Source organism: Bacillus ndiopicus (assembly GCF_000612805.1).
GTDB lineage: Bacteria > Bacillota > Bacilli > Bacillales_A > Planococcaceae > Metasolibacillus > Metasolibacillus ndiopicus.
The window spans coordinates 146,986-158,452 of record NZ_HG964405.1 but is presented as its reverse complement, the minus strand read 5'-3'; the positions used below and the strand labels follow the sequence as shown (position 1 = coordinate 158,452).

Sequence of the window (11,467 nt, the reverse complement as noted above, 5' to 3'; positions counted from 1 at the left end):
CGAGAAATTTTTCTCGTACATCTATTATATTAATATATGCCGGATTTTTCAAAAAAATCTAATAATTTTATTTGGTTAAAATGGACATAATAAAAAAGCTATTGCGCAAGTTGTACTTACGCAATAGCCATAGGATTACTGGTTAGTTCCTTTTAATTGTTGTTCAGCCATAGAAACAAGACGTTTTGTAATCTCGCCTCCTACTGAACCGTTCGCACGTGAAGTAGCTTCTGGTCCAAGTTGTACACCAAATTCTTGTGCGATTTCATACTTCATTTGATCTAATGCTTGTTGTGCACCAGGCACGTTAAGCTTGTTTGAACTACGGTTGTTTGAAGTCATCTTACTTCACCTCCTTGTGAGATTAGAATGCACCAAGATGCAATTTTCATACACAAAAAATAGAGGGAAATTTTACTTCTAGCAATAATCTTTTTCCATTATAATAAATCGGCAAATTTATCAGCCGTTACTTTCTTCTCTGGCAGAAGGTGAGTTTCGCGATTGCGTACAGCGCGTTCGATTAATTCATCAAAATCAGTAAAGCTTTCATAATGAGCTACTTTCTCAATCTTTGGCTTTGTTTTTGGTCTTGCAGGTGTGAAAATTGTACAGCAATCCTCATAAGGAAGCACGGATGTTTCATATGTGCCAATGCGCTCTGCAATATGAATAATATCCAACTTGTCCGCCGCAATTAATGGACGCAAAATCGGTGTACTTGTAACATCATTAATCGCTGTTAAGCTTTCTAAAGTTTGCGAAGCAACTTGTCCTAAGCTTTCGCCTGTAACAATTGCTAAAGCGCCAATCTCTTCACGCACTTTATCAGCTATACGAAGCATCATTCGTCGAGTTGTTGTCATCGTCATATTTTCTGGAACACGTTCTTTAATTAGCACTTGAATTTCTGTAAACGGAATAATATGAAGACGGATTTTCGCACCAAATTTCGTAAGTTCATTAGCTAAATCCTTTACCTTTTGTAAAGAGTGTTCACTTGTATATGGTGGACTATAAAAATGAATTGCTTCTATTCGTACACCGCGCTTCATCATTAAATAACCTGCAACAGGGCTGTCAATGCCGCCTGATAACATTAATAGCGATTTACCATTTGAGCCAATTGGCATGCCACCTGCACCAGGAACGATTTGTCCCATCATATAAATTGCGTCATGTCGCACTTCTACACGCAATTCCACGTCTGGATTTTTTACTTGTACAGAAATATTTTGATACTTGCTTAGCACTGTTCCCCCAAGCTCTCGTTGAATCATATGTGTATCATAAGGGAATGTTTTGTCTGTACGGCGCACTTCCACTTTAAAAGTTAATGGCTGATTGCTATGCTGTGCCATTATTTCAATAGCAAGCTGCTTCATATCATCCATATTTTTATTACAAGATGCAACAGGACTAAATGATTGAATACCGAATATTTCTGGTAAACGTTCCATTAACACCTGATATTTTTCATCATTTTCAATTTCGATAAACATGCGATCGCGCTCAGCGCGAATATTTAATGGCAGTATATCGTGAAATGAATAGCGAATATTTTCACGTAAACGGCGAATAAAATCATTTTTATTGCGTCCTTTTGTTGACAGTTCTCCGTAACGAATTAATATTTCTTTAAAAATCATTATTTATTTTCTCCTTTTAAGTCGCACATTATATCACTAAATATTGTTTTAAATTGCTCAATATGTGCATCTATCGTTTGTGCACCAAAGCTTAATCGTAATACACCTTTTTTAAAACTTGGTGCAATATTTAATGCTTCTACAACATGGCTTGTCGTCGTTTGTTTAGATGAGCAAGCGCTTGATGTCGAGACAATTATACCATGCTTTTGTAGCGCATTTATTAAAATTTCTCCCTTTAGCTCCTTTACGCTAAACGATATGATATGTGCTGCACCAGCTTCTGAAGAAAGCAAATGTATATTTGAGCCGAAATTACGTAAAAATAAATGTAAATCCTTATACCATTTTTCATATTGTAATGTTTTTTCAGCCATTGCCTCAACAGCTATACGAGAAGCTTTCGCTAATGCCACTGCCTGTGGTACCGCAACTGTACCACTTCGTAATCCAAATTCCTGTCCTCCCCCAACAATATAAGGTGCGATAGTTAATTTTTTGCGGAAAATTAAAGCTCCTGACCCTTTTAATGCATGAATTTTATGACCTGAAATTGTAATCAAATCAGGGCCGTTTTGATCATTAAATTGCACAGGAATTTTTCCGAAGCTTTGCACCGCATCAACATGGAAAATGGCACGACTTTGTTCATGAATAATTTTAGCAGCATCTTGTATTGGTTGAATCGCACCCATTTCATTATTAACATGCATAATACTTACTAAAATTGTATCTTTCCTAACTTTGCTTCGAAGCTCATCAAGCGAAATAACACCTGCTTCGTTGACAGATAAATAATCCACTTCAAAACCTTGTTGCGCCAAAATCTTTACCGCTTCTAGTACAGAAGGATGCTCTATTTTAGTTGTAATTATATGTTTACCTTTATGAACGTTTGCTTGTGCAGTACCAAATATAGCAAAATTGTTAGATTCTGTACCACCTGCTGTAAAAATGACATCCTTTGCTTCTGTCCGAACAATATTAGCTATTTGCTCACGCGCACGCATTAACAAAGCATTTGCTTCAACACCGGCTTCATGAATTGAGGCAGGGTTTGCATAATACAACTCATTCACTTGTAAGAATGTTTGCATTACTTCTGGAAGTGGCTTCGTCGTCGCACTGTTATCTAAATATATAGTATTTGAATTCATTATAAGTCACACACTTTCAAATCATAAATTTACCGCTATTTATCATAACGCAAAGTTTTATAAATGACTACCATCTTGTATAGCGATTTTTTCTAGCCAACTTTATATTGCAACACAAAAATCCCACAAAGAGCTTGTTAGCCATTTTGTGGGATTTCGCTTTAAATCACTATGATTTCATTAATAGTTCCTCTTGCACTAGTGCCTCAATACGCTTTATTGCTCCTGGCTCAATTGATTCCACTGCATGTGCAGCATCCTCTAATGCTTTTACATAACGGAATTGATGGAATGCTTCCTCCGCTTCCGTTAAACGCGCATGTACTGTAGCATTTGTCGCTCTGTAACGATTGCCATATTGAATCATTCTTTCGATTAGCATGACGTTTGTAATCATTTCTTCCGCGCGTTCATGAACTTCTTCAATGCATTTTTTTGCATTTAACAAATGACTATGTACCGCTTCCATATTTAGTGGAATTTCTTGCAAGCTTTGAACAACGATAAAAACGTGCTCCTCCGCTTCCTCTAATCGTGCATCCATTTCTTCTGGAATACCCGGAATGTTCGCCTTATGTAGCATTCGCTCTGTATTTTGCAATAATTTCTTCAACGTATCAAGCTCTCTACGTGCATTGTTTTCATCAATTCGTAAGTTTTTCAACATATTCGAGAATTTTTCTTGCTCCTCTTGAATACGTTCCATTTCATTTGTAATTTCTTGTAATTCTTCTTGAAGGCTAGAGTATGCTGATTGCTCTTCTTCTACACGAATGGCTAGTAACTCATAGCGCTTTTGTAAAACCTCTAGCTGCTTTAAGCATTGCTTTGGCACTTCTGCCTCTTTATCTGGCAAACGATAGCTATGCTGTACGTACGCCGCTTCATCGTGCACTTCCTTCGTCGCCTTCACAATATTGCTAATCGTATCATTCATTGCGCCGCAGTGACGGTCGACAAATTTCTTCGCCAACACTTCTTTTTCTAATAAATCATAGAAATTATCAATTTCATCGTTAATTTCTTCAATACGAGGTGCTACTTCAGTTAAATTTAAGTCAGCTACAGCTTGCTTTAGTGATATAAGCTCCTGTTCAAGCTTATCCAAATAGTCTGTAAGCTCAAGATGACGCAAATAGTATTTTTGCTCCTCCATCTCCTTTTGACCATTTCGTAATTCCTGAATAGCGGTTGGAATTTTCGTTTGAATTTCTGTTAACAATGTTGGAATATCACTTAATAATGAGAAAATGGATTGCGCTTCCCCATTTAAAGTTAAAATGATTTCACGAGCTTGCAAATAATTCCCTTCAGTTGTCAATTTATCAAACTCTTCAAACTTTGGTACAAACTGCTCTAATCGCTTTTCAAGCTGTGATAAAGCAGGACCAAATGAATATTGATGCGCTAAAATCGTTTTACGTGCTGAACGATGGTATTCTTTTAATTGCTCCACTTCAATGCGGTTTTTTTCTTCGCTACCAATCAATTCTTCTAACTCTTTAATAATTTTCACTTTAGTTGCTTCACATTTTATAATATATTCTTCTATTTCACGCTCGATTTGGGAAGCTTTTTTAAATTTAAAGCGATCAACAAATTCTTCTGCATCAAATAGCATCGAGTCCATTTTCACAACATGAACATCAATTACCTCTGACCACATATTGCGCCAGTTTTCAAACATTTCTTCCGTTTGACCATTCATGTTAAGCGCCTTTACTTTTGTCAACTCTTCATATATAGGATAATGCTGTACTTGCATTTTTTCTTTTTCTAGTCGTTCTATTTCAGCATTATGTTTTCGCCTAATCATTAAACCAAAAATTAATAATGCTAATAGTAGGACGACAACAATGATGATATACTTCACTGTAAGCCTCCTGTTCCAAAATCGCTAATGGCTATATGTTATATATAATATACCACGTTTTGTATGATTTGTTTAAGTTTTTAAAGGTTTTTGCAAAAGTAAATAGATAAGATGAAAGGAGTTTCCTTTTTTATGAAAAAAGACGGTCATATTCACACACCTTTTTGCCCACACGGTTCTAAAGATTTATTAGAACATTATGTTGAAAAAGCAATCGCATGTAATTTTACAGAAATCACCTTTACGGAGCATGCACCATTACCCCCTTCATTCCATGATCCTACACCGAATAAGGATAGTGGAATGGATTTTGCGTTACTACCATCTTATTTTACACAATTACAAGAAATAAAAAAATACTATTCCTCTCAAATTCATATTAATATTGGACTTGAAATTGATTTTATTATTGGTTTTGAAAATGAAACACGTCAATTTCTTAATGAGTACGGCCCAATGCTCGATGATGCTATTCTTTCTGTCCATTTTTTGAAATGGCAAAGCCATTATACTTGTATCGATTTTTCGAAAGAAGTATATTTACAATGCGCAAATGAAATTGGTAGCATTAAACAATTGTATCAATTATATTATGAAACTGTTCACCAATCAATCGATAGCAATCTAGGTAAATATAAGCCAAAACGTATCGGCCACCCAACGCTTATTCATAAATTTCAACATGCGCATTCTGAACAAATCGATGATACAGCACACATAAAAAAATTATTGTTACATATGAAAAACGCTGGCTATGAAATGGATTTTAATAGTGCTGGACTTAGCAAACCATTTTGTTTAGAACCTTATCCACCATTAGCAATGATAGAATATGCAAATTCTATAGCATTGCCCTTTACATTTGGTTCAGATGCACATACTGTTCGAGATTTACATCAGCATTATGAATTATTATTTTCATAAGATAAGATTACTTGAAGCTAATCTAAAAATACTAAATGGAGGTAAATTATGTTTACTCAAATGAAATATGAAGGCACACTTGAAAGCCAATATGCAATGCTTGCAAAGCATCTGGATGCACTTCTTACAGGGGAAAACGATTTAATTGCTAATTTAAGTAATGCATCTGCACTATTAAATCAATTTTTACAAGAAATAAACTGGGTAGGCTTTTATTTAATGAAAGACGGCGAGCTCGTCCTAGGTCCATTCCAAGGATTGCCAGCCTGTGTGCGTATTGCTGTTGGACGTGGTGTATGTGGTACAGCAGTTGAACAAAAGAAAACAATCGTTGTGGCAGACGTACATACTTTCCCAGGGCATATCGCATGTGATGCCGCATCAAACTCTGAAATAGTTATTCCTTTATTAAAAGAAGATAAGGTTATCGGCGTACTAGATATCGATAGTCCAATAAAAAGCCGCTTTTCAGAAGACGATGCACGTGGCTTAACAATCTTTGTACAAACGCTATTAAAGCATTTATAATTCATTGTTCGTGTCAGTCCTCAAGTATATAAAAAGGTGAGCCGCTTAATAAAACAGCTCACCTTTTTAATGTTGTAATTGCATGGAATGATGGAAGATGCAAACTTGGTTTTTGCCATTATTTTTAGCGCTATAAAGCGCTGTATCTGCATGTAAAAATAAAGATTGGAATTCTGGTCGTTCGTTTTTATCCCATGTTATAAGACCAGCAGAAATAGTAACTCTCGGCTCCGTAATATTCGGAATGCTTTTCACTACAGTTTCCGCTACTATTAACGCTTCTTTATCAGATATGTTTGGAATGTAAATGGACATTTCTTCTCCGCCCCAGCGTGCGCAAATGCCTCTTTCCCCTACTATAAGCTGCAACTGCATACCAATTTGCTTCAAAATATTGTCCCCTACTTGGTGACCAAATGTATCATTGATATGTTTAAAATTATCAATATCAATTAGTAAAAACATACCTGAGTTATCATCATGTAATGATTTTTCAACAAAATGATCTAAATAACTTCTTGCATACATGCTAGTTAAATGATCTCTGTCTACCATTTCTTGTAGCTGATGACGCAGCTTTGAGTTTGCAATCGCTAACGACGAGTGGTGAATAAGTGATTGCATTAGCTTAAAGCTATCAAACGAGAAAAAATATGGCTCGCTATGCATTACAATGCTGAAGCCATTAATTCGCTCTTCCACAATCATTGGAATTGCCATAATTGATCTAAATTCTATATGCTGGTTTTCTATGATACGTCTAAAATCAGCTATAAATAAAGGATCTTGTGAATGTAAAAAATGTTTTTCTACATGCTGAACATACATATCCCCTTGTACCGTTTTAAATAAACCGGTACATGCAGATGTAATTTTAAACTGTTCTTCTTCTTTAAATACAAAGCATAGTTCCATTGGGTTAAAAGATTTAATTAACTGCTTTTGTAAAAATAGTAGCATCTCATCAATATCAAGTCGCATATTAAGCCGATGTGAAGTTTCATTGATTAGCTGCAAATCACTGATTAAGCGTGAAGATTGATGATATAGTTTAGCATTTTCTAAAGCATTGCCAGAAGCTTGGGCTAACACTTTAATAAACTCTCTTTGTGACACTGTAATCACATATTCACTTTGCACAGTAACTTGTAAAATTCCATAAGTCGCCTGTTGACCTTTAATTGGCGCATTTAACAAATAACAGTTTAAATCAGGAATATGCTCAGACGTCATTTCTCCAGATAAAAAAGCTTCAATCGTAGTTGCTCTTTCAGATAAATAATCAAATTGCTTTATATTAACTTTTGTTTTTTGATCTTGATTATTCGACAGTATTAATTCTGCTTTTAAATTCGGGAAATTATCTTGGATGATAGCTAGTACATTTTGCAATATTGCATCAACGTCCATTGTAGAATGGAACAAATTGGCAATATCATACAACTTGCGGTATTGAAGTTCGTTAAGATGGATATTTATGCTTGTAATTTTCATCTGCATAACTTCCGAAAGCAAAGGAACAAACTCTTCCACAAATTCGAAATTATCGAAAAATGGGCTTTGCAATGCATCTTGGAAAACGAATATTCCACTCGGATTTTGGTCTCTTACTTTTAACAACAGCATATGTGTCATCTGTTCTAAGCCTTTCTCCTTTTTTAATATTGGAGGGATGGGTACTAGTGGCTGTTGTTTAAAAAAAGAGTCGAGGGATAATGCTGAAGATATATTGTACAAGTTCGCATCTACATCAACATTGTATACAGGTTTAAACAAATCATTTGTCCATTTGAAAAATATGCAGTTCGTTATTAGAAAGTGCTTTTCTAATAAGTCATTTATTAAAAAAACAAATTCGCTTAAGTCATCAAGCCCATTATTAGAATTAATATAAAAGTCCATTAAATCAGATTTAATTTCAATAAGTTTTTGTTGATAGTCAAAAATCATGAAATCACCTTTTCTCCTTTATAGCTAAAAGGATTATATTGCACATACTTTTAATTATACATTACCTTAAGCCTATTTGACTATTAAAATATTCACATTTTTTCCAAAAAAACTGTTCTAAACATCTATTTTTTAATCCTAAATTCAATGTAACATAAAAAAATAAATAAAAATACTTATTATTCATTTTTTACAATTATAATTTTTAGCATATTTTTTCAATTGGCACAATTCTGAACTACCCATATTTTATGCTTGTTAAACGTTTATCATGACAGTTATTTTTTTCTTGACTACTTATTTAAAACAGGATAGAATAGTCAAAGTGTAAAATAAATGCAGCAGTTGTGTAGCTTTTTTCTGTATTTTATTCCTCCATATACTATGTATGGATGGTGTATTGTGTAACTCTCAGGCTGCAAGGGCGAAGATACAAAATAATAAAATGCAAATTAAGTTTGGAGACAACTGGTTTTTGTTTTACAGCAAAAAAACCAAATTTAAAGGAGGAGACACAATTATGTCTCGTTATACAGGTCCATCTTGGAAACTTTCTCGTCGTCTTGGTATTTCTCTAAGCGGCACAGGTAAAGAAATCGAAAAACGCCCATACGCACCAGGTCAACACGGTCCAAACCAACGCAAAAAATTATCTGAGTATGGTTTACAATTACAAGAAAAACAAAAATTACGTCATATGTATGGTATGACTGAGCGTCAATTCAAAAACACTTACAACAAAGCTGGTAAATTACAAGGCTTACACGGTGAAAACTTCATGATCCTTCTTGAAACTCGCCTTGACAACCTAGTTTACCGTTTAGGTTTAGCTCGCACTCGTCGTGCAGCTCGCCAATTAGTAAACCATGGTCACATTTTAGTTGATGGCAAACGCGTTGATATTCCATCATTCAGCGTAAAACCAGGTCAAACAATCTCTTTACGCGAGCGTTCACAAAACCTTGCTGCAGTTAACGAAGCAATCGAAGTAAACAACTTCGTACCAGAATACCTTTCATTCGATGCAGACAGCAAAGTAGGTACATTTGTACGTTTACCAGAGCGTTCAGAATTATCAGCTGAAATCCAAGAACAATTAATCGTAGAGTTCTACTCTCGTTAATATTCTTGAGTCTCAAACATACTCAAACTCAAACCGCCAATGCTTGTATATCAAGTGTTTGGCGGTTTTTTATTATTTTAAAAAACTCAATTTCACTCAAACTCAGTCAATAATTTTGGGGACTTGCTGGGGGAATTAAATTTCATGTTGGCAAAAAGCATTGTATTTCTATTATTTTTACTGGTGAGTGTATATGATATTGGAAAAAAGCATTATTAGTTGTCTGTTTTTTATGCCAAATGCCCACCAACTTTATTATTACGATTGATCGATACACCGCTCTGAGTGTAAGACACAGCTCCTAATATAACTAATGGCTGAAGTAATTGTTTATACAAAAGCTTGTTGTTATACATTTCGCTCATTAAATTTAATTCCCTTTTTAAATTGGTATATATTAATAACTAATCCAAATAATAAATTTTTATATACAAATCAAACCAAATTGCCTAAAATAATGTTAAATCATATCAAATTATGGAGGGCTATTAATGACAACAAACGTAGTTATTCAACAACAGGAAACACAGTTAGAGAGTAGGAAAGGCAAAACATCCTTTTTTGATGGTGGCTTATTAGAATTTATCGGATGGTGTATACTTGGTACATTAGTAACTGTTTTCACACTGGGTATTTGCTATCCATGGGCAATAACTATGATTTATGGTTGGAAAATAAATCACACAGTTGTCGAAGGACGTAGATTACAATTTAATGGCTCGGCAATCGGTTTATTTGGTCATTGGATTAAATGGTGGGCTCTAACGATTATCACAATTGGCATTTATGGCTTCTGGGTATTTATTAAGCTAGAAGATTGGAAGGCTCGTAATACATCATTTAAGTAAACAAAAAAAGCCTACTACTTCACTTAAGGAGTAGCGGGCTTTACTTATTTATTAATTATAGCTGCGATTAATCACAGCAGCTTGATAACTCAATAGTTGTGCATCTTCGTATTTCTCGATTGCTACATCTGTATGAATATCCGCATTGATAATGCCTTTATTACGTGCTTTTTTTAATAGTGCTTTAATTTCAGCACGTCCTGTATTAGTTAATATTTCCACTTTCTTTTCCCCCCTATTCGCATTGTTTAATATATCTAACGCTTTTTGTATGCGCCATTTGAAGCTTTCCCACCGCTTTTCATCCAAAATACGATGAGGGCAATATTTGCCACTCCAATCTTGATGCTTTTTGATACGGTTGATGCTCCAGTCAAACTGTTTTAATAAAGAAGCGATATATTGTACGGCATTTTCCTCTGCGGCTGCATAACGTGGCCCACCACTTTTGCTATAGCAAATTTCAATACCAATAGACTTGCGATTTCCGTCACCTTGGCCATCGCCACAATGCCACGCATTGCGATTGAAAGGCACACACTGGATAACCTCTTGATCATCAATTGCGACATGATAGCTCACTTGGTTGTCATTACGATTATGGTAAGCAATCTCGTTAGCTGCCGATGCATCATTCGCCGTGTTGTGCACAGTAATAAATTGAGGTGTCATTGAAAAAGGCGATTTCAACGGATATTTGTTTGCAGATAATAAGCTTTGTTTAAATGTATAGCTCATTTTGCATCTTCCTCCCCTGTTTTATCTTTAACAATCGCCAATAAATTTTTTATGAAATTCGGCATCCATAGCCCCATTTTTGTACCATTTTCAGTGATAGAGATGAATTCTAATACGCAAAATGCAATGGCAGCTCCGTCACCAGCATATTCAATACCAGGTATAACAAGTGCAATTAAATACACCGATGCCACTAACATTAAATAATAGACTTTACGAATAATTCCGTTGAACCCTACACGGGAATTTAACGAACGATTAGTAACTGCTTGCATCAGTCCCGTTACATAATCCAATGCCATAAGCGCAATTAACACTGTGACTGCCATACCTAAACCACCAATTAGATATGATACGATCGTTCCAACTGTACCGCTTATTAAAGCTATATATTTTTCCATTTTAACACTTCCTTTTTTAGATAATAAAAAAGGACACGCCTGTTGACGTGTCCTTTTTGTATTCACTTAAATTTTGTTGAACTATTTCTTGCATTTCACTCTAAAATACATATTGGGAACAACTGTATTCACTGTACTTTTGTAGTGAGTATTTAAACTTACCTCAAAATGGATTAAAGTGAATCCCCTCAAATTCATCATACTAGAAAATAGAAAGAATAACTTCTCATTTCTAAATTTTTAAGTCGGCAGTTTTTTTATAATTTTTAATATCAA

Annotated in this window: 11 protein-coding genes; 4 read left to right on the top strand and 7 right to left on the bottom strand. The window is 34.9% G+C overall.

The features are described 5' to 3' along the window. Positions 1-135 precede the first annotated feature (135 nt). The 4 genes from TY13_RS09090 to ezrA form a co-directional block, all read right to left on the bottom strand. The gene (locus TY13_RS09090; RefSeq protein ID WP_042474622.1) at positions 136-342 is read right to left on the bottom strand and encodes an alpha/beta-type small acid-soluble spore protein; all 207 of its coding nucleotides are present in this window, start codon (positions 340-342) and stop codon (positions 136-138) included. A 98-nt stretch (positions 343-440) separates the two neighbouring features. Then, positions 441-1,649: a tRNA uracil 4-sulfurtransferase ThiI gene (thiI, locus tag TY13_RS09085; RefSeq protein ID WP_042474619.1), complete on the bottom strand. Its 1,209-nt coding sequence runs from the start codon at positions 1,647-1,649 to the stop codon at positions 441-443. Beyond that, positions 1,649-2,806, bottom strand: coding sequence for a cysteine desulfurase family protein (locus TY13_RS09080; protein ID WP_042474617.1), 1,158 nt, complete (start codon positions 2,804-2,806; stop codon positions 1,649-1,651). The genes thiI and TY13_RS09080 overlap by 1 nt, the downstream gene beginning before the upstream one ends. Positions 2,807-2,975: 169 nt before the next feature. Then, entirely contained in the window at positions 2,976-4,679 is a 1,704-nt protein-coding gene (gene ezrA, locus TY13_RS09075) for a septation ring formation regulator EzrA (RefSeq protein WP_074432953.1), read from the bottom strand. Between the two features lie 132 nt (positions 4,680-4,811). Between ezrA and hisJ the strand changes: the two genes are divergently transcribed. Continuing rightward, positions 4,812-5,603, top strand: coding sequence for a histidinol-phosphatase HisJ (gene hisJ, locus TY13_RS09070; RefSeq protein ID WP_042474612.1), 792 nt, complete (start codon positions 4,812-4,814; stop codon positions 5,601-5,603). A gap of 48 nt (positions 5,604-5,651) precedes the next feature. Further along, complete coding sequence (locus TY13_RS09065; RefSeq protein WP_042474609.1) at positions 5,652-6,131, top strand: GAF domain-containing protein; 480 nt, start codon at positions 5,652-5,654, stop codon at positions 6,129-6,131. Positions 6,132-6,197: 66 nt separating this feature from the next. On the opposite strand, the gene TY13_RS09060 is transcribed toward TY13_RS09065, so the two are convergent. After that, complete coding sequence (locus tag TY13_RS09060; protein WP_230199412.1) at positions 6,198-8,081, bottom strand: GGDEF domain-containing protein; 1,884 nt, start codon at positions 8,079-8,081, stop codon at positions 6,198-6,200. A 520-nt stretch (positions 8,082-8,601) separates the two neighbouring features. Between TY13_RS09060 and rpsD the strand changes: the two genes are divergently transcribed. Both rpsD and TY13_RS09050 read left to right on the top strand, forming a co-directional pair. Beyond that, positions 8,602-9,204 carry a 30S ribosomal protein S4 gene (rpsD, locus tag TY13_RS09055; protein ID WP_042474607.1) on the top strand — a complete coding sequence of 201 codons (603 nt, stop codon included), beginning with the start codon at positions 8,602-8,604 and terminating at the stop codon, positions 9,202-9,204. Between the two features lie 491 nt (positions 9,205-9,695). Then, positions 9,696-10,052 (top strand): YjgN family protein, encoded by a 357-nt coding sequence (locus TY13_RS09050; protein ID WP_042474605.1) that lies wholly within the window; start codon positions 9,696-9,698, stop codon positions 10,050-10,052. 51 nt (positions 10,053-10,103) lie between these two features. On the opposite strand, the gene TY13_RS09045 is transcribed toward TY13_RS09050, so the two are convergent. Further along, positions 10,104-10,790 (bottom strand): peptidoglycan recognition protein family protein, encoded by a 687-nt coding sequence (locus tag TY13_RS09045; protein ID WP_052344282.1) that lies wholly within the window; start codon positions 10,788-10,790, stop codon positions 10,104-10,106. Beyond that, complete coding sequence (locus TY13_RS09040) at positions 10,787-11,191, bottom strand: phage holin family protein (RefSeq protein ID WP_042474601.1); 405 nt, start codon at positions 11,189-11,191, stop codon at positions 10,787-10,789. Before TY13_RS09040 ends, TY13_RS09045 begins: the two co-directional genes overlap by 4 nt. Positions 11,192-11,467: the final 276 nt, after the last annotated feature.